The organism is Actinoplanes sp. NPDC051388 (assembly GCF_055586225.1).
Genome location: NZ_JBVJIP010000019.1, coordinates 93849 through 116634, shown reverse-complemented (window position 1 = coordinate 116634; position 22786 = coordinate 93849). Strand labels below are relative to the sequence as shown.

Here is a 22786-nt window from a genome sequence, read left to right as displayed (position 1 = left end):
CGCCCGATACACCTTCCCTCGGCCTCACACGGTGATGACGACCTTGGCGCGGGCGTGTTCGGTCTCCACGTATCGGATCGCGTCGGGGACCTCGTTCAGCCGGTAGGTGCGGTCGATCGCCGGGATCACCGCGCCGGACTCGGTGAGCTCGCGCAGGGTCGCCAGCATCGCCTGGCTGGGCGGCGCGGCCAGCACCGGGATCCGTCCGCGGGTGAAGCGGGACCGGATGATCAGGCCCATCGGCCCGACCAGGCCGGGGCGTCCGCGGAACGAGCCGCCGCCGGAGAGCACCAGCGTGCCGCCCGGCGCGAGGGCCCGCCGCAGGTCGGCCAGCGAGCGGTTGCCGACCAGGTCGAGCACCACGTCGAAGCGCCGGCCGAGGCGGGCGAAGTCCTGCCGCGTGTAGTCGATGACGTCGTCCGCGCCCAGCGACCGCACCAGGCCGGCGTTCCTGGTGCTGCACACCGCGGTGATCTCGGCGCCGAGCGCCTTGCCGATCTGCACGGCGAACGTGCCGACGCCACCGGACGCGCCGTTGATCAGGATGCGCCGGCCCGGCCGGGCCCGGCCCAGGTCGCGGATGCCGATCAGCGCGGTGGTGCCGGCCAGCGGGATCGCGGCGGCCTGCTCGAAGCTGAGGTTGGCCGGCTTGAACTCGAGGTCGGCGGCGGGCGCGCACACGTATTCGGCGAAGGCGCCGTGCGCGTCACCCAGGTCGCCGAACACCTCGTCGCCCGGCTGGAAACGCGTCACACCCGGCCCCGCCGCCTCGACGCGGCCGGCGACATCGGTGCCGCGGATCCTTCGCCTGGGGCCGCGCAAACCCAGCACCCTGGGGAGGGCCAGCCGGGCCAGCAGGGGGTCGCCGCGGAGCAGGTGCCAGTCGCGCGCGTTCACCGAGGCGGCGTGCACCCGCACGAGCACCTCACCGGCCCGGGGCGCCGGCCGGTCGATCTCCGCGAGCCGCAGGACGTCAGGGGAGCCGTATCGGTTGTGCAGAATGGCTTTCATGGCAGCCAGCGTGACGGTTGCGCCGGGCGGTCCTCATCGGACCGGAGGCCGGATCACCACCGTCCATTGGTGCGCCCGGTTTCGAACGCCCACAGTGCGATCTCCACCCGGTTACGGACTCCGAGCTTTGCCATCAGGCTGCCGATGTGTGTTTTGACCGTGCTGAGGCTGATGTAGAGCTCGCGGGAGATCTCGGCGTTGGTGCGGCCCCGGGCGACCGCGGTCAGCACCTCCTCCTCGCGGTCGGTCAGCGGCTCGATCGGCTGCACCGGAGGCGCCGCGGCCGGCCCGGCGTCGGCGAAGGCCTTGAGCAGCCGGGTGGTGACGCTCGGGGCTATCAGCGCGTCGCCCGACGCGGCCGCGTGCACGGCCTGGGCGAGCAGCGCGGCGCCGGCGTCCTTGAGCAGGAACCCGCGGGCCCCGGCCCGCAGCGCGGCATAGACGTGCTCGTCCAGATCGAAGGTGGTGATCACGACGACCGCGAGAGGATCGGCGACCGCCGGACCGGCGAGCCGGCGGGTGGCCTCGAGGCCGTCCATGCCGGGCATCCGGATGTCCAGCAGGCACACGTCGGGCCGCAGCCGCTGTGCGATCTCGACGGCCTGGCGGCCGTCCCGGGCCTCGCCGACGACCTCGATGTCCGGCTCAGCATTCAAGATCATGGTTAACCCGGTGCGCACGATCTCCTGATCGTCAGCAACCACAACCCGAACCGCCCCCACCGCCGGCATCTTGCTCATCGTCGGGGTAGCGCCGCGGTCACGGTCCAGCCGCGCTCCACACCCGGACCGGCGACAACCGTCCCGCCCAGCAGGCCGGCCCGCTCAACCATGCCGGCCAACCCAAACCCGCCGTCGCTCTCGGCAGGACCAGCAGGCTCATCCATGTCGGCCAGCCCGAGCCCGCCGTCTCTGCCAGCAGGGCCAGCAGGCTCGTCCATGCCGATCAGCCCAAGCCCGCCGTTTCTCCCAGCGGAACCAGCACGCTTGACCATGCCCGCCAAGCCGAACCCGCCGTCTCCCCCAGCGAGAGTGGTGGTGCGGGCAGGCGCAGCCGGGTGGGGCACCTCGCCGTCGTCGCTGACCCGCAGGCGCACCGAGCCGGCGTCGGCGGCCACCCGCACCTCGATGCGGGTGGCGTTTCGCGCGTGCCGGCGGGCGTTGGTCACCGACTCCTGCGCGAGCCGGTAGATCGCCGACCCCACGCTCGGCGACAGGTCGTCCAGGTCACCGGCGACCTCGACGTCGACCACCGCGCCGGTGTGCTCGCCGGCGGCCAGCCGCTCGATGCTCGTGCGCAGGTCGTCCTGCCGCTCGCGCAGGTCGTGCACCACCGCGCGCATCTCGGTCAGGGCGCGGGACGCCTCGGCCTCGATCACGTGCAGCGCCTCGACGGCGGCCTCCGGCCGGGTGCGGGCCACCGCGATGCCGGCCTGCGCGCGGATCGCCATCGCCGAGACGTGATGTGCCACGGTGTCGTGCAGATCGCGGGCCAGCCGCTCGCGCTCGAGCAGCTTGGCCTGGTCGAGCTCGCGGACCCGGAGCCTCGCCCGGTAACGCATCGCCAGGGCCAGCGCGAAGATCGCGAACATGAACACGAAGCCCGCGACCAGGTCGCCGACGCCGAGATGGCCGACGCTCGCGGCCAGCGAGATCTTGCCGAGGATGATCCCGGCTCCGGCCAGCGCCTCGCGCCCGGAACCCCAGCGGAACAACGCATAGGGCAGCAGCAGACCATAGGCCATGGAGATCAGATCGTGCTCCTGGCCGGCGACGAACGCCGCCAGGGAGTTGCCCAGGAAGGCGATCGCGACCATCGGCAGCGGGCGGGTGCGACGCCACAGCAGGGTGGGCGCCAGCACGACCGCGACGATCCCGAAGAAATAGCTCTGCTTGATCAGGCTCTCGACCACGACCAGCGCGACGACCACACCGAGCAGCACCCAGTCCCGGGCGGCCCGCGCGGGCGGGTCCGGGGGACGGGGCTCGGTCCACGCCGAGCGGAGGAGGTCACGCACGTCCCGATCGTAGGCGAGAACTTTGGTTTGCCGAACCGGCCGAAAGTACGCCCGATTCTCCGGCCTGCGCTCCGATGAGCCCAGGCCCGCCGGCCGTGACGATCGGAGCATGGCTGACAAGAAGTCGAACTGGCTGATCCCGACCGGGCTGCTGCTGCTCGCCGCCGTGCCCGCACTGGCCGGCAGTCTCCGGCTGACCGAGTTCGCGGGCGGCGCCCAGCTGCTGCCGGACAGCGACCGGATCACCTCGGCGCCGGTGCCGGTGATCCTGCACATCGTGTCGGTCACCGTCTTCAGCGTGCTCGGCGCGTTCCAGTTCGCGCCCCGCTACCGACGGCGCCACCGCCGCCGGCATCGCATCGCCGGGCGGATCGTGATCCCTTGTGGACTCCTCGCCGCTCTGACCGGTCTGTGGCTGACCTTCTTCCTGCCGCCCGCGGAGATCGACGGCGCGCTGCTGGCGAGCATCCGCCTGGTGGTCGGGGTCTACATGACGGCGGCGCTGATCCTCGGCCTGGTGATGGTCCGCCGGCGCGACTTCCCGGCGCACCGGGCCTGGGTGATCCGCGGCTACGCGATCGGCATGGGCGCCGGCACCCAGTTCCTCACCCAGGCGTCCTGGCTGATCGCGGTGGGCTCGTTCACTGTCGCCAGCCGGACCGGCACGATGGCCGTCGCCTGGCTGATCAACGCCGTGGTGGCCGAGTGGATCATCCGCCGCGGCCGGCCTCACCCTCCCGCGATGCGGAAGTCGGCCCGCTCGAACAGCGCGGCGATCTCTCTGCCCTCCGGCCCGCCGAGCAGTTCGCGGAGGTTGTCGATGGCGGCCCGGTTCGTCGTGACGTCCAGCTTGAGCCGGTTGGCGGTGCGGTTCCACTCCAGGTAGTCGCCGGCGGTCTCGGCCAGCCGCCAGATGCCGTGGCGCCCGTCCACCACCGTGCGGAGCCGGCGGGCCAGGGCGGGCCACCGTGCCACGATCTCGGCGACCACCACCAGCCGCCGGGCCTGATCGACGCGGTCGGCGAAGTCGGTGTCCTGGTCTTCGAGCAGCAGGATGCGGACGTAGAACTGCCAGATCGTGACCAGGCGTTTGGTCTCCCGGCCGGAGGGGTCCGCCGCGGCGCGGACGCGCGTCAGCAACATCGCGCGCACGTCGTCGTTCCGCTCCAGATACCGGGTCTGCGCCGCCACCACCACGGCCGGCGCCGGCCGGTTCGGCGCTGGAACAGTGGGTTCCACGTCGGGCGTCGGCGCAGTCGTGGTGGCCGGCTCGGCGGTCGGCGCCGCCGGGGTCGGTGAACCGGGCTCCAGCAGCCCGGTGAGAAACGTCTCCAGGTCGGTGTCGGCGAGGCGGGGGAGCGTGACCGGCAGCTGGATGAGCTTGCGCAGGAAGCTCCAGCCCGGTGTCGGATCATCGCCGTGCCGAAGCGGTTCACTGTCGGTGATGTGCGCGTAGGCGACGTCGACCTGGGCGGCCACCGCGACCTGGTCCAGGCCGACCACGAATCGGCAGCCGGTGAGGTTGCCGGACAGGAACAGGTTGATCGCCTGCAGAACCTCGACGCTGGTGTGCGGACTGCACCGGTCCAGGTCGTCGACGAACACCACCAGCTCATGGCCCGACTCGTGCAGGTGGCGCAGCACCAGGGCGACGTCGTGCTGCACGAGGTACAACTGGCCGGATTGTGCGTGGTAGAGCGGGTCCCGCAGCGCGGGGTCGGGCGCGGCGATCGCCAGGCCGCCGCTGAGGACCGGTCCCTCGAAGAGTTCCGCCGGCAGGAACGCCGAGGCCCGGCCGAACAGGTAGCGACCCGCGGTGTGCAGCAGGCCTGCGCCGAGCAGCGCGAGCGGCAGCAGCCAGGCCAGCGTCGTGGGAGCCAATCCCCACGGCCGGATCGCCGACTCCGGCCGCACGAACTGCACCACGATCGGGATGACGGTGGCGAACACCGAGACGCGCAGCAGCGGGGAGGCGACTCCCTTCCACAGCTGCCTGCGCAGCCGGGACAGGTCCAGGCGCTCGGCGTTGCGGGCCAGCCAGAACCGGCGGGCGGCGCCCGGGCTCCCGCAGATGGCGGTGACCGCGGTCCGGGTGATGACCTTGGTCAGCGCGGCCCAGACCTGCTCACTCGATTGGTGTGCCCAGGGCTCGAACCGGGCCACGATCGGCGGGCGCGACACGATCGGGCCGGGTGCGGGTGCGGGGCGGTCCGCGGCGGCTCGGCGCCAGACCGAGAGCATCCGGTGGGCGCCGATGGCGCTCACCCGCCGCGATCGACGCCATTCGGCCCAGCGCTGCCAGTGGCTCAGGCCGGATCGGTGCCGGCCGCGCCAGGCCTGGAACCCCTCCTCCAGGCGGTCGTGCACCAACCGCATGACGGTGGTCTTGCCGCTGCCCCACGGGCCGTCGACCGCGATCACCCGCGGGCCCTGGTGCTCGGTCGGCCACTGCGGGGTGCCGTCGTCGGTGCTTGCCGGGCCGGATTGCCGTGGCTCGCCGTCGGCGGGTGACAGCAGGTCGACGAGGACGTCGACGATGACCCGGCGCCCGAGACGATCCTCCGCGGCCGGGCCGTCCGGAAACCCGCGCGTGCCGACCGCCGCTCGCTCTCGAGGCGGAACGGGCGCGGAGACCTGCGGTGGATCATTGAGAAACCGGTAGACCTCACTGACCGGGATCAGGCCGCTGCCGCCGACCACGCCGGCGAGTCGTCCCGCGTCGTCGATCGCCGGTGCTCCGGAGAGACCGAACTCGAGCTCGCCGTCGATGCTGAGGCGGCTGCCGACCGCACGGCCGACCACGATCGGCGCCGACATCAGCGCGGGTGTGCCGTCATTCAATCTGGTGAAGCCATACGCGGTCAGCTGGGTGCCGGGCGCCGGGTCGGTGTCGCCGAGAGGAATGTCGGGATGCGTGATCAGCGAGGAGGAAACGTCGAACAGGGCGAGGTCGCGCTGCGCATCCTTCGCGAGGACCTCGGCTGTGAGCGTCTCACCTTGCCAGTGCACGGCGGCTGTCGCGCCGGAAGCGACCTCGGCGGTGGACAGAGCCATCCCCGGACCGATGAAGAAGCCGGTGCCGGTCACTTCTCCACTCCGGATCCGCAGGACCGCTCCGCGGCGTGCGGGCCCGGGCGGAACAGTCATGAACCCGCCTTCCGCCGTGCAGCACCACCGGTCGGCGGAGCATACGGCACCCGAGTGCTGACCCGGCGGCGGTGCTCAGCGGCGTGACCGGCGCAGGGCGCGCACCGTGCGGATCGCGTCGGTCGCGCCGAGCGCCCAGCCGACCAGCAGTGGCTGGAAGGCCAGCCGGACCGCTCGCTTGGTGTCGGTGTCCAGCCCGAACGCGTCGCGGTGCTCGGTGAGCTGGGCGATGTTGCCGGGGAAGACCGCGATGAAGAAGGCCGCCGCGGTCGCGCCGACGAGGCCCCGGGCCGGCTGTTTCCAGGTGCTGAGCAGGGTCAGGCCGAGGCCGATCTCGACCACACCGGAGGCCAGCACGACCAGGTCGGTGTCGAGCGGGACCCAGGTCGGCACCTGTGCCCGGAAGTCCTCGCGGCCGAACGTCAGGTGTGCGGTGCCGGCGAAGGCCAGGAACGAGCCCAGGGCGGCCTGCCCGACCGCGCTCGCGATGCCGCGCTTCACTCCTCGACCTGGTCGAACACGTATGCCACATTGCCCGCCGGGTCGTGGAAACCCGCGACCGAACCGCCGGGGATCTCGCGTGCCGGCATGAAGATCTTGATCTCCGGGTGGTCGGCGAAGAAGGCTGGCACGCTGTCGACCCGGTACATCGGCCCGGCCGGGTCACCGTCGGCGACCACCATGATCTGCGCCTTTCGATCCGGCAGATGGAACGCGACGGTGTCCTCGCCCTCGCGCCAGGCCTCGTCGAGGCCGAGCGTGTCGCGGTAGAACGGCAGCGCGGCGGCCAGGTCGGGCACCGGCGCGAGAAGGAACGTGAGCTTCACGACGACCTCCATAACTCAGTTACGCCATAACCGAGACCGACTATAGTCACGCTCGTGCGCAGTTGGGTACCCGTTCCGGGAACGACGAAGGCTCGGCTGGTCGATCAGGCGCTGGCCGAGTTCGGTGCGCGTGGCTTCGCCGACGTTGGGGTGACCGAGCTGGCCCGCGGCGCGGACGTCACGATCGGCTCGCTCTATCACCATTTCGGCAGCAAGGTCGGGCTTTACACGGTGGTGCGCGAGGACGTCGAGCGGCGCCTGCTGGACCGGATGGAGGGCGCCGCCGCGATGGGCCCGGCCGAGCTCGGCGACGTCCTGCTGGTCGGTTTCGACTATCTGGTGCGCGCCGGGTTCACTCGCCTGCTGTCCGAGCCGCACCCCGAGCGTCCGGGCGATCCGGTGGAGGCGTTCCTGTCCGCTCAGGCCGACCGCGACGGCATGCCGGTCGGCCGCATCATTCTCGCGGCGTGGCGGGCGGCGCTGGAGTCGGCCGGCCAGGACGCCACCTCGGCCCGGGCGGCTTTTCGGGAGCTGTTCGGCCGGCGGTGACGGCTATCCTCGGCCGGTGGCGCACATCGATCTTGGCCCGGACGAGGGCAGGTTCCCGGGCATCCAGGGGCTGTTGCGATATCGGCCGGAGACCGGCAAACCGCTGATGGAGCTGGCCGAGGTGCTGCTGCGGGGGCCGAGTTCGCTCTCGCCGGGGGAGCGGGAGCTGATCGCGGCCTATGTCTCCGGCCTCAACGACTGCACCTACTGCCGTGAGTCGCACTCGGCCTTCGCCGCGGCTCAGCTGCCCGGCGGGCGGGACCTGGTCGACCGGGTGCGAGCCGATCCGGAGACGGCGCCGATCCCGGCGAAGCTGACGGCCCTGCTGCGCATCGCGGCGGCCGTGCGGCACGACGGGCAAGACGTGACCGGATCGCTGGTCGACGATGCGCGCGCTGCGGGGGCGACCGACCTGGAGATTCACGACACGGTGTTGATCGCCGCGGCGTTCAGCATGTTCAACCGCTATGTGGACGGTCTGGCCACGTCGGCGCCGGACGCTCCGGAGGCCTATCTGCGGGGCGTCGACCGCGTGGTGAACGACGGTTATCTGGCTCGCTGACCCGTTCAAAACCCGGCCGCGACGGCGAGCGCGGGAGCGGCGGCGGCAGCTCGCGCCACGGCCTCGGACGGATCGGCCGTCAGCGTGCCGAGGCTAGCCGGCCCGGGTGGCCGCCAGCAGCAGGGTCGACGCGCCCGCGAACACCGCCGCCCCGACGAACACCGTGCCCGGGGTCGCCGACGTCAGCGACCACGCGAACGCCGCGCCCGCGAGCACCGGCACGGCCATCTCGGCGATCGCCGCGGTCGCGGTCAGTGCGCCGTTGACCGTGCCGTGCTCGTCGGCGCCGGTCGCGGTGGAGATCCAGGACTGGGTCGCGGCCGCGCCGATGCCGGCCAGCACGCCGAGGGCCTGCAGCGGATAGACCAGCCACGGCTCGGTCACGAACGCGGTGCCGCCGAGCGCCGCCACGCTGAACATGCCCCCGAACACGGCCGCCCGCTTGTCGCCCAGCACCCGCACCACCGGACCGACCGCGCGGGCCTGGAAGACGGCGCCGGCCACCGCGCCGATCGACATGGTCAGGCCGATCTGCGCGGTGTTCCAGGCGAACTGATAGGTGACGAAGAACGTCCAGATCGCCTGGTGGGTCATCCGCGCGATGTCCGCGCAGAACCGGGCCAGCGTGAGCCGTCCGAGCACCGGCCGGCGCAGCACCCGGCCGAGCGCGCCGATCGGGTTCGCCGCCCGCAGCGTCAGCGGCGTGACCCGGTCGCCGGGTCGTGACTCCGGCAGGATCAGCCAGCCATAGAGGACGTTCGCGAACGCGAGCCCCGCCGCCACATAGAACGGCAGCCGCACGTCCACCGCGCCGAGCAGTCCGCCCAGCACCGGCCCCGCCACAAAACCCAGACCAAAGGCAGAGCCGATCATTCCGTACGCTTCGGCGCGCTTCTCCGCCACCGTCACATCGGCGACGTAGGCGTTGACCACAGTGGTCGTCCCCGCGCACACCCCGGCGAACGCGTGGAACGCCATCAGCAGCACCATGCTGTTCGCGGTGGCGTGTCCCAGCCAGTCGACGCCGAGGCAGGCCAGCGACAGCAGCAGGACGGGCCGCCGCCCGTAGCGATCCGCGATCCGCCCGAGCAGCGGTGCGGTCAGGAACTGAAGCAGCCCGTAGCCGGACCCGATCAGCCCGGACCACCGGGCCGCGCCGGCGTCGCTGCCGGTGAGGTCGACCATCAACGCGGGCACGATCGGCACCACGATGCCGAGGCCGAGCATGTCGATGAAGACGGAGATGAGCAGGAAGGAGAGGGCTGGTGCCCGGCGCATCGGAGCTCCTGGGTGTCGGGGAGGCGGTAGCCCCCTCGACACCCGACGGCCCGTTCAGACCGGCCCGAGATACGGAGGATCAGATTATCGGTGCCGTCAAATTGTTTTTTGTACGAGCGAACTCATGCCCTGACCGTGGCCGCGAGTCCAGTAGTGCGGCTCACCGTCGAGGGCCAGCACGTTGAAGCTGGGCCGGGCAGAGAGCCGGTCGTAGGGCAGGGTGGCCGGGGACTCGTTGGCGACCCAGTGCCCGGGCAGCGTGCGGACCAGCGCGGTGAACCGGGCCCGGCGGTCGGCCGGCACCAGGTAGAGCACCGAGCTGTGGAAGATCACCAGCGTCGCCTCGGCCGGCGCCCGGGCGGCCAGCGCCGGGAGGTCGTCCACCAGGTCGCCGCGGATCAGCAGCGGCGGGTCCGCGGCGGCGATCGCGGCCGCGGCGCGCAGGCGCTCGCGGCGATGGGTGTGTTCCGGCCAGATCAGCGCGTCCAGCCAGGCCATGTCGTCCGGGTCGGTGACGTCGAGCGGGTTGAGGTCGAGCCCCGCCCGCCACACCACCTCGGGCCGGCGGGCGGGCGGCTCGACCCCGTCGGTCTCGCAGGTCAGCACCGGCCCGGTGGCGCCGAGCTCGACCGCCGGCCGGTCCGGCGACACATACCGGTACGAGTACCGGTCCGGATAGAGGCACAGCCCGGCCGACGCGCCCACCTCGAGCAACGCCAGCGGCTGCGGCAGCGCGGCCAGCACCGGCAGCAGCACCGCGCACCGCCCGGACTCGTTCGTCTGGGTGACCCGGGTCCGCATCTCGTGCGCGACGGCCGGCCAGTGCGCCAGGACGAAGGCCCGGAACCGCGCCCAGCCGGAGACCGGCCCGCCGAGCAGCCGGACCGCGCCGAAGAGCAGGTTGGGCTGCTGCGACCGCTGCGGCAGCGCCTCGATCAGCGCCAGCACCGCGGGGTCGGCGGCCACCGCCAGGGACAGCCGTTCATAGAGCGGCGACACCCCACGCGCCTCGACCGCGCCGAACTCCCGGTAGACGCCGGCCGCGGTCACCCGTCCTGGGCCGATTCGGACGGGGCCGGTTTGGACGGGGCCGATTTCGATGGGGCCGATTTCGATGGGGCCGGTTCTGACTGGGCCGCTTCCGCGCGGGCCGCCCGCTTCTTGTTCCACAGGCTGATGCTCTGGTTGACGATCAGGATCAGCAGGACCGCCGCGATGACGCCCTGCCACGGCTCCGGGAAGATCGAGCCGCCGGCCACGCCGATGCCGGCATAGACCGTCGACCACAGCGCGCAGGCCGGCAGGTTGGCGATCACGAAGGTGCGCCAAGGCATGCCCAGGAAGGCGGCCGCGAGCAGCACCGGCACCCGCCCGCCCGGGATCAGCCGCGAGACCAGCAGCACCGGGATCTGGCCGGCCACCAGCCGCTCCTTCACCGCGGCCAGGTGCTCCTCGTCGCGCAGCCAGCGCAGCCGCCGGGCGAGCTGCTCGCCGCCGGCCCGGCACATCGCGTACATCACCAGGTCGCCGGCGTACGCCCCGGCGGCGCCGGCCGCGATCACCAGCACGATCACCACCGGGTCGTTGTCGTGGAAGGCGAGGGCCGCGGCGCCGCTGACCGCCGCGCCGGTGGGGATGATCGGCACGATCGCGCCGAAGGCCACCACCAGAAGAAGCCAGCCGAGGGAGCCGAGCGCTTCGATCACGCGTCGTCCCCGGTCAGGGCGACCGGCCGGATGGACAGGGTCTCGCCCTGCCGCAGCACCCTGACCTGGCTGTCCGGCGCCTTCTCGGCGGCCTGCCGGGCGAAGTCGTCGCCCGGGCCGTCGAACATGTGCCGCCGGACCCGGCCCATCCCGGCCGGCCAGAACGTGCCGTAGTGCACCGGCACCGCCCACCGCGCGCGCACCCGGTGCAGCGCCTCGGCGGCCTGACCCGGGTCCAGGTGGTCGTGGACGTGCAGGGTGGGACCCCAGCCGCCGACCGGGATCAGCGCCAGGTCCATCGGGCCGAGCTCGGACATCTCGTCGAACAGGCCGGTGTCGCCCGCGTACCAGGATCGGGCCGTGCCCTCCACGACGAAGCCGAGCGCGGGCGCCTGGAGCTTGGACCACGGCCCGCGTCCGCCCGGATGGGCGGCCTTGACCGCGCGCACCTTGACGCTGCCGACCTTGGTGTCCTCGCCGGGAGCCAGCTCCACGCAGCGCGCCGCCGCGTCCCGGCCCAGCCCGCGGGCGACGAACGCGGCCGCCCCGCGCGGCACGACCAGCGTCGGCGAGCCCGGGATCAGCCGCAGCGACGCCAGGTGGAAGTGGTCGGTGTGCAGGTGGGAGAGCAGCACGGCGTCCGGCGCGCCGGGCAGCACCGGCCGCGGGCCGGCCATCCGGCGCAGGTGGACGAACCGGTCGACGAGCACCGGGTCGGTCAGCAGTGTGGTGCCGGCCTCGCTCAGCCACATCGTGCTGTGCCCCCACCAGGTGACACTCGTCTCGCTCACGCTCACACGGTACCCACCCCGACATGCCGACGTGACCTGGCTCCGGCACACTCCTACCGTGACCGGACCCCGCTCTACCGTCGTGGTGAACCCCACCAAGGTGCCCGACATGGATCTGCTGCGCCGCACCATCGGCGAAGGGCTGGCCGAGGCCGGTTGGCCGGAACCGACATGGCTGGAGACCACCCCGGAGGATGCCGGGCGTGGTCAGGCCGAGCAGGCGATGGCCGACGGCGCCGAGTTGATCTTCGCATGCGGCGGGGACGGCACCGTGATGGCGGTGGTCACCGCGCTGGCCGGCACGGACGTCGCGATGGCCGTGCTGCCGGCCGGCACCGGCAACCTGCTCGCCGCCAACCTGGGCCTGGGCGCCGACGCCGCGGCCGGCGTGGAGGTGGCGCTCGAGGGCGGCCGCAAGCGGATCGACGTCGGCACGATCGAGGACCAGTGCTTCGCGGTGATGGCCGGGATGGGCTTCGACGCCGAGATGCTGGAGGGCACCTCGGACACCGCGAAGAAGCACATCGGCTGGCTGGCCTATGTCGGCGGCGCGGTGAAGAGCCTGCGCAACCGGCCGATGCGGGTGCGGATCGTGCTGGACGGCGGTGCGCCGATGCCGCGCCGCCCGCGCACCGTGATCGTCGGCAACGTGGGCCGGTTGCAGGGCGGCATGCGGCTGCTCGACGAGGCGAAGCCGGACGACGGCAAGCTCGACGTGGCCATCCTCAGCCCCGGCAACCTGCGGCACTGGGCGCAGCTGGGCTGGGCGGTCGTGCGCCGGCGCAAGCGGGTCCCGCGGATGGAGACCTACACCGCCGAGCGGGTGGAGATCCACAGCAACCGCGCGCAGCCGCGCCAGCTCGACGGAGACCTGATCGAGCCGGGACGCAGCATGAAGATCCACGTGAAGCACCGCGCGCTGCTGCTGTGCGTGCCGAGGCCGGAGTCCGACCCCGACCTCGCGTACGACAGCGGCGCGGTGAAGCGTGCGGCCGAGGGGGTGCGCGCCGCCGCGAAGGAGGCCGAGTGAGCTCGACCGAGCCGGTGCCCGAGACCCGGATGATGCCGGGCGACGAGCTTTCCGCGGACGACGCGCTGGAGGCGTTGCGGCACTACGGGCGCTGGCCGCTGCTGCGCGACGCGTTCGTCCGGTTCCGCTACGGCGACGGCTTCAGCCACTCCCGGGCGCTCGCGTTCCAGCTCTGCCTGGCCATCGTGCCGTTCCTGATCGCACTCTCCGGCCTGGCCACCGACCTGGGCGTCGAGTCGGGCGGGCAGGTGGTCGCGGACACCGTGGTCGCGCTGACCCCGGGCCAGAGCGAGCCGCTGGTCCGCGACCTGCTGAACACCAGCGAGGGCAATGAGGACGCCGGCGAGCTCGCGCTGGTGCTCGGCCTGATCACCGGGCTCTTCGCGCTGACCCAGGCGATGGCGCAGGTCGAGCGTGGCGCCAACCGGATCTACGGCGTCGAGCGGGACCGCCCGGCGCTGAAGAAGTATCTGCGGGCGGCGATCCTGGCGGTGGTCGCCGGGCTGCCCGCGCTGTTCGGCTTTCTGCTGCTGGTGGCCGGCGGCTCGGCGGGCGACTCGATGGCCAAGGAACTGGGCTGGGGCGACGTGATGCGCACCGGGTGGGACTGGGTGCGCTGGCCGCTCAGCCTGGTGCTGATCGTGGTCGCCATCGGGGTGCTCTTCGAGCAGTCGCCGCGGCGCAAGCAGCCGGCCCTGTCCTGGCTGCTCTTCGGCGCCGGGGTGACCACGCTGCTGTGGTGGCTGGCCAGCATCGGGCTGGCCGGTTACGTGCGGATCAGCGACGACTTCACCGCCACCTACGGTCCGCTGACCGCGATCATGGCGCTGCTGATCTGGTCGAACCTGACCGGCATCGCGTTCTTCTTCGGCCTGGCCTTCGCGGCGCAACTCGAGGCGCAACGGGTCGGCGTGACCGAGCCGGCCCAGCAGGATCGCTGGCATCCGTCCGCAGATTGAGTTTCGCGCCGTCCGGGTACCAACCGGCCCATGTCCGTCACCACGACCGAACGTAGCAGCGCGCCCGCCCGACACTTCGCCGAGCGCAGCGCCGCCGGCCTGTTGGTGGTGACCGCGGCCGGCCTCGCCTTCGGCGTGCTCCTGCTGCTGGTCCGGGCGCGCTGGACGCCGCTCGCCGACCTTGATCACGGTCTCGCCGCGGCCCTCAACGGCCTGGTCGCGCCGCATCCGGCACTGGTCGACGCGCTGACCGCGCTGTCCCGGCTGGGCGGCCGCCCGATCATGCTGTGGCTGGTCGTGCTCGCGGTCGTGCTGCTGCTGATCCGCACGCGCTGGCGCCTCGCGCTCTATCTGGTGGTCACCGGCGTGGGTGCGCTGCTGCTCGACCCGTCGCTGAAAACCCTGGTCGGACGGGTACGCCCGATCGTCGACGTGCCGATCGCCACCGCCCCCGGCAACAGCTTCCCCAGCGGTCACGCGCTCGGCTCGACGGTGGTCTACGGCGCGCTCGTGCTGGTCTTCCTGCCCGCGGTGGCGCCCCGGTGGCGCAAGCTGTTCATCGCCGTGCCCGCGGTGCTGGTGCTGCTGATCGGGATCACCCGGGTGGCGCTGGGCGTGCACTTCGCGTCGGACGTGCTGGCCGGCTGGATGCTCGGGGCGGCTTGGCTCGGCGTCACGGCGTACGCGTTCCAGCTCTGGCGCCAGGAAGCCGGAAAGCCGGCGCCGCCGCTCGCCGAAGGCCTGGAACCCGAGGCCCGAGAGGAGGTGCAACTCGCGCCGGACACCCGGCACCGCACCGCGCACCCGTGGCTGCAGGCCACCGAGATCGTCACCGGCTGGGTGCTGATCTTCGGCGTGCTCTATGCGATCGGCTACTTCTTCAACAACTTCACCGAAGGCACAGCGTTCGGGCGCGCGGACGACGGCGTGAACCGATGGATGCAGACCTTCCGCACACCGTCGCTGGACGACCTGAGCTACGCGTGGAGCAAGGCCGGCGACACCCACGCGATCACCCTCATCCTGCTGGTCGCCTGCCCGCTGGCGCTGGCCCTCTGGCGCCGCTGGCGCCCGGTGCTCTTCCTGCTGCTCACCATGGCGGGCGAGCTCACGCTCTTCCTGTGTACGGCCGCCGCCGTGCAACGCCCCCGGCCCGAGGTGGAGCAGCTGGACGGCCAGATGCCGACGTCGTCGTTCCCGTCCGGGCACATCGCCGCGACCATGTGCATCTGGCTGGCGATCGCGATCCTGGTGATCGGCCACGTGCGCGGCTGGTACCGCTGGCTGGCCCTCGCGCCGGCGATCGTGATGCCGCTGGGCGTGGCGCTGTCCCGGATGTACCGCGGCATGCACCACCCGACGGACGTGCTGGGCGCGGCACTGCTCACCGCCATGTGGGTCACGCTGCTGTGGTGGGTGCTGCGCCCCAACGCCGACGCGAAGTCATGAGGGTGATGACCTGGAACATCCTGGTCGGCGGTGGCGGGCGGCTGTCCGCGATCCTGGCGGTGATCCAGCGCGCGGCGCCGGACGTGCTGGCCCTGCAGGAGTTGCGGGGCTTCGGGCGGCACTCCGGACGCAAGATGCGCGATGTGGCCGAGGCGCTGGGGATGACCGCGCATCTGGCGCCGTCCACCTTCGGCCAGCCGGTCGCGGTGCTGGCCCGGCCGCCCCTGCAGCTGACCGGGAAGCGGTCGGTGCGCTGGCGGCTGCACCACGCCGCGGCGGTGGCCAGGGTCGGGCCGCTCACGGTGGCCACCACGCATCTCAACCCGTTCTCGCCGCAGCGCCGCTACCGCGAGGCGCGGTGGCTCGGCGCCCGCTACGGCTCGCGTCGCCGGATGGTGCTGATCGCCGGCGACCTGAACTCGCTGGACCCGGGCACCGATCACACCGAGACGCTGTCCCGGCTGGCGCCGCGCTATCGCAGCCGGCACGTGACGCCGTCCGCGGAGGTCGACACCCGCGCGATCGCCGCCTTCGAAGAGGCCGGGTTCACCGATCTCGGCAAGGGACTCGGCCCGACCGCGCCGACCAAGGGGCTCGGTGGTCCGGAGTTCTCCGGCATGCGGCTGGACTACCTGCTGGCCAGCCGGGCGCTGGCGCCGCGGTTGCACGGCATCCGGGTGCTGCGCGGCGACGAGACCGAATACGCGTCGGACCACTACCCGGTTCTCGCCGAATTCATCGACATCGATTGATGTCTTCGCGATGATGAGGGCATGACGCCCCTCATCGGACTGGCCGTCGTCGCGGCGGCCGCCGTTTTCGGCGCCGGCGCACCCGCACCCGCCCCCGCCGTCGCCGACCACACCATTACCTTCGTCAACGCGAGCACCGAGAAGATCTGGATCGGCAGCACGGTCAACTCGGACGGGTCGGTGAACTTCGCCCACCTGCCGATCCTGGAGGCCGGCGCGTCCGCCACGATCACCGTCCCGGAGAACGCGGACCCCGGTCACTGGCGCGGCAAGTTCTTCGCGCGGCAGGGCTGCACCGGCGTGCCGGGCAGCACGTTCCACTGCGCGGTAGGGGACTGCGGCACCGCCGAGGACCACTGCGCGATCAACTCCGAGCAGCCGGCCAGCCTGGCCGAGTTCAACTTCGACCCGGACGATCCGTGGGGCGCGCCCTGGTACAACGTCAGCTATGTGAACGCGGTGTCGTTGCCGGTCACGATCGCGCCGACCGGGGCGCCGCCGCCGGCGCCCGGGTCGCAATACTGCGCGGTGGCCGGATGCGCCAAGCCGATGCTGGACGCTTGCCCGCCCGCGTACCTGACCCGGGACGGGCAAGGGCGGCCGCTGCTGTGCACCAACCCGAACCGGGACGCGCGCACCGACTACAGCGAGGCGATCAAGGCGGCCTGCCCGCGGGCGTACAGCTGGTCCAAACACGACACCGAGCCGGGCAACCAGGTGATGTACAACTGCCGCGAGTGCACCGGCCTGACCGTCACGTTCGGCGCCAACTCCTCCGTTCCGCCGCCGGAGCCGGGGACCACCAGCATGATCGTCAGCAACTGGCACGGAAAGTGCATCGACGTGCCCAACGGCAACTATTCCGACCGGGTGCGCCTGATCGTCTGGGACTGCTGGAACGGCCCGATGCAACGCTTCACGTTCGTGCCCGACGGCACCATCCGGATCGGCGGCAAATGCGTCGACGTGGACGGCGGATCGTCCGCGGACATGGCGGCGGTGCAGCTCTACACCTGCAATCAGACCGGCGCGCAGCAATGGGTCCTCACCGCGGCCGGCGATCTGGTCAATCCACAGTCGAACAAGTGCGTCGACATCGGCGGCTGGAATCCCGACAATGGCGCGCCGTTGCAGATCTGGACCTGCAACGGCTTCGCCAACCAGAAATGGCACCGCGCCTAACTTTCCAGAATCACCAACTGCTGCGTGGCCCGGGTCATCGCCACGTAACGATCGACCGCGCCCTCGATGCCGTCGCCGAAGTTCTCCGGGTCGACCAGGATCACCAGGTCGAACTCCAGCCCCTTGGACAGCTCCGGCGTCAGGCTCCGCACCCGCGAGGTGCCGCGGAACGTGTCGTCTCCGATGACACAGGCGACGCCTTCGGCGTGGGCCGCCAGCCAGGCGTCCAGGATCGAGCTCAGATCAACGGCATTTCCGTGTACGACGGGAACGCCGCCGCCGCGGATGGAGGTGGGCACGTTGGCGTCCGGGAGGACGGCCCGGATCACCGGCTCGGCCTCCGCCATGACCTCCTCCGGGGTGCGGTAGTTGATGCTCAGCGTGGCGATGTCGATGTCGTGCAGCCCGATCCGCTCCAGCCGCTCCGGCCACGACTCGGTGAAGCCGTGCCGGGCCTGCGCGCGGTCCCCGACGATGGTGAAGCTCCGGGACGGGCAGCGCAGCAGCAGCATCTGCCACTCCGCGTCGGTCAACTCCTGCGCCTCGTCCACGACGATGTGCGCGAACGGGCCGGCCAGCAGGTCCGGGTCGACGTCCGGCCGGGCGGCGTCCTCGACCAGGACGTCCCGCAGATCCTCCTGACGCAACATGATCATCAGGCCTTCGCCGTCGTCGTACTCGGTGGAGGCGAGCAGGTCGTCCACCACCCGGGCCATGCCCTCGCGCTTGGTGGCCAGGGCGGCCTCCTGCCGGCGCCGGCGGCGCGACTGCTCCGGGTCGCCGAGCCGCTGCCGGGCCGCATCCAGCAGCGGCAGGTCGGACACCGTCCAGGCCCGGGCGTCGCCGCGCTGCAGCCGGCGCACCTCGTCGAGGCTCAGCCAGGGCGCGCACCGGCGCAGGTAGGCCGGCACCGACCACAGATCGCCGACCAGGTCGGTCGGCTCGAGCAGCGGCCACGCCCGGGCGAAGGTGCTCGCCAGTTCGCGGTTGCGGGTCAGCGACCGGCGCAGCAGATCCTCCGGCTCGTCACCGTCGTATCTGGCCAGCAGGATCGTGAGCAGCTCGTCCCAGACCTGGTCGCGCGCCTCGTTGTGCGGGGTGCCCGGACCGGCGGCCCGGAACGCCTCGGCCCAGTCCTCGGCGGTCAGATGGATGTCGGCCTCGTCGGTGGTGACCGTCAGGCCCTCGGCGGGCGGCTCCTCATAGAACCGGACGGCCGCCTCGATCGCCCGCACCATCGCGGCGGACGACTTCAGCCGGGCCACCTCCGGATCGGGCTCGACCGCCGCCGCGGCCCCCTCGGTCACCAGATCCCGCAGCGTGCACGTCTGCACGTCCTCCTCGCCGAGATTGGGCAGCACGTCCGCCACGTACGCCAGATAGGGCTCGTGCGGCCCGACGAACAGCACGCCGCCCTGCCGGTGACCGAGCCGCGGGTCGGAATACAGCAGGTACGCCGTGCGGTGCAGCGCGACGACGGTCTTGCCGGTGCCCGGGCCGCCGTCGACGATCAGGGCGCCACGTGATCCGGCCCGGATGATGGCGTCCTGGTCGGCCTGGATGGTGCCGAGCACGTCGCGCATCTTCGCCGACCGGTTGGTGCCCAGACTGGCGATGAACGCGGACTGGTCGTCGAGCGCGGCGGCGTGCCCGGTGAAGCCGTCCGGGGTGAAGACCTCGTCCCAGTAGTCGGTGATCCGGCCGCGGTTCCAGCGGTACCGGCGGCGGCTGGTCAGGCCCATCGGGTTGGCGTGGGTGGCGCCGAAGAACGGCTCGGCGGCCGGGGACCGCCAGTCGAGCAGCAGCCGGCGGCCCTCGCCGTCGGTGAGGCCGAGGCGCCCGACGTACGTCGCCTCGCCGTCGTCGCCGACCATGTGCCCGAGGCAGAGGTCGAGACCGAACCGGCGCAGCGCCCGCAGCCGGCTGCTCAGCCGGCGGATCTCCTGGTCGCGGTCGGAGGCCCGGCGGCCGGAGCCGGCCGGGGATTTCCGCTCGATGTCGAGCCGGTCGGACAGGTCGGCGATCGACCGCGCGAGGCTTTCGGCGATGGCCGCGAAGTGCCGCTCGTCGGCGGCGATCAGTTTGGCGTCGGCCTTGGCGGATAGCTCGTCGGATAGCTCGAACGCGCTGGTGGCCAGGGGATTCACGAGATTTCGGCTCCGTTCTTCAGGCCTACGACCGACGATTCTCCGGTCCGACCGGGGCCTTGCCGCAAGTCCCCCTGTGCGATATACGTTAAAGAGGGAAGAAGAGTGACCAGCCCTCTTTCGGAATCCCACCCCAGCCAGAAATGGAAAACCCTCGCAAACGAGCTCCAGGCTGCGCGAGCACCTGCCGGCCCGGCACGTCGCGGAAGTTCGGGAACAGCGGTAGTCAACCTTTCGCCCGCTGCCGTCGTCTTGACCGTGACGAAGGGAGCGCGATGTTGTGGAGCCGACGCTTCGATGGGCTGGACACGCTGGTCGCGGAGCGGGGCAACGCCCTGCTGGCGACCGCGGTGCTGCTCACCGGAAGCCGGGCAGCGGGCGAGGACCTGCTGCAGGCGGCCCTGGAACGGTTGATGCGTTCGTGGGACCGGGTGCGGGATGACCGCGAGCGGTACCTGCGACGAACCATGTACCACCTGGCGGTGGACCAGTGGCGGCAGCGGAAACGCCGGCCCGAGGTGTTCACCGAGCACGAGCCGGCCGGCCGGGCCGACGCCACCGAGTCCCTGGACCTGCGGGACGCGCTGAGCCAGGCGCTCGCCCAGCTTCCGCCGCGGCAGCGGACCGTGCTGGTGCTGCGTTATTGGGAGCAGCTCAGCGAGGCCGAGGCCGCCGAGGCCCTGGGCTGCTCGGTGGGCACCGTCAAGTCGACCGCCTCGCGAGGACTGTCCCGCCTCCGCGAGCTGACCGCCGCCTGGGACCTGACGACTGCGAAAGGAACAGGACGATGAGCACTGAGCTCGAAGAGCAGCTGACCGAGAGCATGCGCCGCGAGGTGGCCGGGATCGCGCTCACCGGCGACGTCCTCGGCAACGCCACCAAGCGGCACCGGCGGCGGGTGCACACGATGCGGGCCGGCTACGCGCTCGGCGCGGTTGGTCTGGCCGGCGCGCTGGCCATCGGACTCACCCCGGGCGCGGCGCCCGGGCCGCAGGCCGCGACGCCACCGGCGCCGGCGCCGGTGGCCGCTTCGGTCAAGCTGGTCAGCGCGGCTCGAGCCTCCGACAACATCAGCTACCGGTTGCGGCTGACCACCATCGGCAACGACTACGAGGGCGCGTTCGATCCGCGGACCGACACCGGATATGTGCGCAGCCCGCAGGACGACTCGGTCATCACCGAGTTGCTGATCAACGGCACCCGCTACATGGGCGGGGAACCACCGCTGCAGCCGCTGCCGCCGGACAAGGGCCCGGGCGAGAAGTACGGCCGGTACGGGCAGTACCCCGGCAAGCACGACAGCCTGATCCTGTACTCCAGCGGCGACCCCCTGCTCGCCGCGATCGCGCCCAACCCAGCGGGGCTGCTCAAGGTGCTGAAGGACGCGGAGGTCACCGAGAACCCGGACGGCAGCCTGCACTTCGAGTTCACCCGCAAGATCGTGGACCGCGGGAGCGTGATCGGCACGGCCGCCGTCAGCGGGGACGTCTCGCTCGACAAGGACGACCGGATCGCCGGGGTCACGATCACCGAGAAGTACCGCTACCGGGCCAAGGGCAAGCTGCACACCGGCACCAGCGACATGCGATTCAAGCTCTGGGACTACGGCCTGAAGGTCAAGGTCGAGCGGCCGAAGGACGTCGTGCCCGCGAACTAGCGGGTGTCCGCGACCACCCGGTCGCGTCCCGTCCGCTTGGCGGCGTAAAGGTTGCGGTCGGCCTGGGAGAGCAGCGTGCTCGGAGTTCCCCGGCCGGCCGCGACCGTCGTCACGCCGATGCTCGTGGTCACGCCGAGGGTGCCGGTGACCGGCTCCCAGGCGTGCGCCCGGATCCGCAGGCGCAACGCCTCGCAGCGCGACGCCGCCTCGGCGAGCCCGGCGCCCGGGAAGATCAGCAGGAACTCCTCGCCTCCCATCCGGGCCGCGATCGCCGGGCCGGTCGCCACTTCGATCAGCAGCTCCGCGACGTGCTGCAGAACCTCGTCGCCGGTGCTGTGCGAGAGCGTGTCGTTGATCCGCTTGAAGTGGTCGAGGTCCACGATGGCAACCGACAGCGGGGTGCGCCGGACCGCCGCCTCCCCGATCAGGGCGGGCAGCCGCTCGTTCACGTACCGCCGGTTGTAGAGACCGGTCAGCGCGTCCCGATGGGCCATCTCGCGGAAGTGCTCGCTGGCCCGCCGCGCCTCGGTGGCCTCGAACACCGCCTGCAACGCGCGGGCCTTGGCCTCCCGCTGCGCCGAATGCAGCGCGGTGGCCTCGGCATGAAAGGCCCGATGCTCTTCGTACGCTTCGCGGAACCGCCCGGTCGCCGCATAGAGGACGGACTGCTCCTCGCGCACCCGTGCCCGCACAGCGTGCAGCCCCCGTTCCGCGCACATCCGCAACGCCGCGTCCAGCGTCTCCTGCGCGGCCTCCTCCCGACCGGCCCGGCGGCGCGCCTCGGCCAGCGTCAGCAGGCATTCGGCCAGCGCGTCGCCCTCGTGCCCGATCGCCGTGTCCGGGCCGGCGTCGACCACCGGCCGCAACGTCTCCTCGATCGCGTCGTAGCGCCCGGACATCATCTCCACCCGGGCGATGGTGTCCAGCTCGTTGGCGCTGAACTCCGCCCCGGACCGGGCCTGCTCGGCGCGCATGTGCTCGATGTGCCGGCCGGCCGCCTCCGCGTCGTCCCGCTCGTACGCCGCGTAGGCCATGTTGTTCAGGATGTAGAGCGTCAGCTCGTGGTCGCCGACCTCGGTCGACACCGCCAGCCCCTCCCGGAACCGCCGCTCGGACTCCTCCTTCGAGCCGGTCTCGTCCAGCGCGGTGGCCAGCGACAGCAGGTGGCGGGCGCGGATCACCGGCGCGACGTCGTCGGTGAGGTTGGCGACGCACTGCACCGCGTGCGTCAGCGCGGCCGACATGTCACCCACCTGCCGATAGAAGATGCCCAGCTCACGGTGGGCGCGGGCGAGCAGATAGGGGGTGCCGTGCCGCTCCGCCCAGGCGAGCACCTGATGCGCGTTCCGGCCACCCTCCTCGGACCGGCCGGCGCGCAGCAGCGACGAGGCGATCAGCAGGCGGGCGCGGTGTGCGAGGTCTTCGTCGCCGATCCGGGTGGCGCTGGCCTCCGCGTCGGCGGCGGGCTCGGGCAGGGTGCGGAACTGCGACATCGGCCGGCTCTCGAGGTCGGCCACCAGGGCGGCAACCGCCGCGCGGTCGTCCGCGGTGACGGCGCCGGACGTCGGTGCCTCTGTCGTCACCTTCCCATTCTGACGCTCGGCCGGTCACTCTCGGGCGTCATTCGGTTGCAGAACGGTAGTGGGGGGGGGGGGGGGGGGGGGGGAGGGGGGGGGGGGGGGGGGGGGTGGCTTCCCGCTTCTGGCTGCCTTCTCGTGTTCT

General features: G+C 72.0%; 21 protein-coding genes and 1 pseudogene. 10 read left to right on the top strand and 12 right to left on the bottom strand.

Annotation, left to right across the window (positions count from 1 at the left end; translation table 11 throughout):
* Positions 1-24: 24 nt before the first annotated feature.
* The 3 genes from ACZ6TI_RS37705 to ACZ6TI_RS37695 are packed head-to-tail and all read right to left on the bottom strand — an operon-like array spanning position 25 to position 3028.
* Positions 25-1011 carry an NAD(P)-dependent alcohol dehydrogenase gene (locus tag ACZ6TI_RS37705; protein ID WP_465350028.1) on the bottom strand — a complete coding sequence of 329 codons (987 nt, stop codon included), beginning with the start codon at positions 1009-1011 and terminating at the stop codon, positions 25-27.
* Positions 1012-1064: 53 nt separating this feature from the next.
* Complete coding sequence (locus tag ACZ6TI_RS37700) at positions 1065-1742, bottom strand: response regulator (RefSeq protein ID WP_465350027.1); 678 nt, start codon at positions 1740-1742, stop codon at positions 1065-1067.
* Positions 1743-1747: 5 nt separating this feature from the next.
* Complete coding sequence (locus ACZ6TI_RS37695) at positions 1748-3028, bottom strand: sensor histidine kinase (RefSeq protein WP_465350026.1); 1281 nt, start codon at positions 3026-3028, stop codon at positions 1748-1750.
* A gap of 109 nt (positions 3029-3137) precedes the next feature.
* Between ACZ6TI_RS37695 and ACZ6TI_RS37690 the strand changes: the two are divergent.
* Positions 3138-3731, top strand: a pseudogene (locus ACZ6TI_RS37690) (DUF2306 domain-containing protein); the annotation flags it as partial.
* Positions 3732-3757: 26 nt separating this feature from the next.
* Here ACZ6TI_RS37690 and ACZ6TI_RS37685 read toward each other — a convergent pair.
* The 3 genes from ACZ6TI_RS37685 to ACZ6TI_RS37675 all read right to left on the bottom strand — a co-directional run bounded on the left by ACZ6TI_RS37685 (position 3758) and on the right by ACZ6TI_RS37675 (position 7002).
* Positions 3758-6175, bottom strand: a complete 2418-nt coding sequence (locus ACZ6TI_RS37685) for a P-loop NTPase fold protein (protein ID WP_465350025.1) — start codon at positions 6173-6175, stop codon at positions 3758-3760.
* Positions 6176-6250: 75 nt separating this feature from the next.
* Positions 6251-6676 carry a DoxX family protein gene (locus ACZ6TI_RS37680; protein WP_465350024.1) on the bottom strand — a complete coding sequence of 142 codons (426 nt, stop codon included), beginning with the start codon at positions 6674-6676 and terminating at the stop codon, positions 6251-6253.
* A complete protein-coding gene (locus tag ACZ6TI_RS37675) occupies positions 6673-7002 on the bottom strand; it encodes a VOC family protein (RefSeq protein ID WP_465350023.1) in 330 nt (109 codons plus the stop codon). The genes ACZ6TI_RS37680 and ACZ6TI_RS37675 overlap by 4 nt, the downstream gene beginning before the upstream one ends.
* 54 nt (positions 7003-7056) lie before the next feature.
* Here ACZ6TI_RS37675 and ACZ6TI_RS37670 point away from each other — a divergent pair, with 54 nt between their 5' ends.
* Both ACZ6TI_RS37670 and ACZ6TI_RS37665 read left to right on the top strand, forming a co-directional pair.
* Positions 7057-7551, top strand: a complete 495-nt coding sequence (locus ACZ6TI_RS37670) for a TetR/AcrR family transcriptional regulator (protein ID WP_465350022.1) — start codon at positions 7057-7059, stop codon at positions 7549-7551.
* Positions 7552-7567: 16 nt separating this feature from the next.
* The gene (locus tag ACZ6TI_RS37665; protein ID WP_465350021.1) at positions 7568-8113 is read left to right on the top strand and encodes a carboxymuconolactone decarboxylase family protein; all 546 of its coding nucleotides are present in this window, start codon (positions 7568-7570) and stop codon (positions 8111-8113) included.
* Positions 8114-8206: 93 nt separating this feature from the next.
* Here the strand turns inward: ACZ6TI_RS37665 and ACZ6TI_RS37660 are convergent, their stop codons facing one another.
* The 4 genes from ACZ6TI_RS37660 to ACZ6TI_RS37645 form a co-directional block, all read right to left on the bottom strand.
* Positions 8207-9391 (bottom strand): MFS transporter, encoded by a 1185-nt coding sequence (locus ACZ6TI_RS37660; protein ID WP_465350020.1) that lies wholly within the window; start codon positions 9389-9391, stop codon positions 8207-8209.
* Positions 9392-9487: 96 nt separating this feature from the next.
* Complete coding sequence (locus tag ACZ6TI_RS37655) at positions 9488-10441, bottom strand: DUF2332 domain-containing protein (protein WP_465350019.1); 954 nt, start codon at positions 10439-10441, stop codon at positions 9488-9490.
* Positions 10438-11097 (bottom strand): DedA family protein, encoded by a 660-nt coding sequence (locus ACZ6TI_RS37650; RefSeq protein WP_465350018.1) that lies wholly within the window; start codon positions 11095-11097, stop codon positions 10438-10440. The genes ACZ6TI_RS37655 and ACZ6TI_RS37650 overlap by 4 nt, the downstream gene beginning before the upstream one ends.
* The gene (locus tag ACZ6TI_RS37645) at positions 11094-11888 is read right to left on the bottom strand and encodes an MBL fold metallo-hydrolase (protein ID WP_465350017.1); all 795 of its coding nucleotides are present in this window, start codon (positions 11886-11888) and stop codon (positions 11094-11096) included. Before ACZ6TI_RS37645 ends, ACZ6TI_RS37650 begins: the two co-directional genes overlap by 4 nt.
* 58 nt (positions 11889-11946) lie before the next feature.
* On the opposite strand from ACZ6TI_RS37645, the gene ACZ6TI_RS37640 reads away from it, so the two are divergent.
* The 5 genes from ACZ6TI_RS37640 to ACZ6TI_RS37620 are packed head-to-tail and all read left to right on the top strand — an operon-like array spanning position 11947 to position 17260.
* The gene (locus ACZ6TI_RS37640) at positions 11947-12918 is read left to right on the top strand and encodes a diacylglycerol/lipid kinase family protein (RefSeq protein ID WP_465350016.1); all 972 of its coding nucleotides are present in this window, start codon (positions 11947-11949) and stop codon (positions 12916-12918) included.
* Positions 12915-13877: a YihY/virulence factor BrkB family protein gene (locus ACZ6TI_RS37635; protein ID WP_465350015.1), complete on the top strand. Its 963-nt coding sequence runs from the start codon at positions 12915-12917 to the stop codon at positions 13875-13877. Before ACZ6TI_RS37640 ends, ACZ6TI_RS37635 begins: the two co-directional genes overlap by 4 nt.
* A gap of 30 nt (positions 13878-13907) precedes the next feature.
* Entirely contained in the window at positions 13908-15326 is a 1419-nt protein-coding gene (locus ACZ6TI_RS37630; protein ID WP_465350014.1) for a phosphatase PAP2 family protein, read from the top strand.
* Positions 15323-16078 (top strand): endonuclease/exonuclease/phosphatase family protein, encoded by a 756-nt coding sequence (locus tag ACZ6TI_RS37625; protein WP_465350013.1) that lies wholly within the window; start codon positions 15323-15325, stop codon positions 16076-16078. Before ACZ6TI_RS37630 ends, ACZ6TI_RS37625 begins: the two co-directional genes overlap by 4 nt.
* A 21-nt stretch (positions 16079-16099) precedes the next feature.
* Positions 16100-17260, top strand: a complete 1161-nt coding sequence (locus ACZ6TI_RS37620; protein ID WP_465350012.1) for a thaumatin family protein — start codon at positions 16100-16102, stop codon at positions 17258-17260.
* On the opposite strand, the gene helR is transcribed toward ACZ6TI_RS37620, so the two are convergent.
* Positions 17257-19398, bottom strand: coding sequence for an RNA polymerase recycling motor ATPase HelR (helR, locus tag ACZ6TI_RS37615; protein WP_465350100.1), 2142 nt, complete (start codon positions 19396-19398; stop codon positions 17257-17259). The two genes, ACZ6TI_RS37620 and helR, sit on opposite strands and share 4 nt — an antisense overlap.
* A 284-nt stretch (positions 19399-19682) precedes the next feature.
* Between helR and ACZ6TI_RS37610 the strand changes: the two genes are divergently transcribed.
* Positions 19683-20198: a SigE family RNA polymerase sigma factor gene (locus ACZ6TI_RS37610; protein ID WP_465350011.1), complete on the top strand. Its 516-nt coding sequence runs from the start codon at positions 19683-19685 to the stop codon at positions 20196-20198.
* Entirely contained in the window at positions 20195-21064 is an 870-nt protein-coding gene (locus ACZ6TI_RS37605) for a hypothetical protein (protein WP_465350010.1), read from the top strand. Before ACZ6TI_RS37610 ends, ACZ6TI_RS37605 begins: the two co-directional genes overlap by 4 nt.
* Here ACZ6TI_RS37605 and ACZ6TI_RS37600 read toward each other — a convergent pair.
* Entirely contained in the window at positions 21061-22647 is a 1587-nt protein-coding gene (locus tag ACZ6TI_RS37600; protein WP_465350009.1) for a tetratricopeptide repeat-containing diguanylate cyclase, read from the bottom strand. The genes ACZ6TI_RS37605 and ACZ6TI_RS37600 overlap by 4 nt on opposite strands.
* Between the last annotated feature and the right edge of the window lie 139 nt (positions 22648-22786).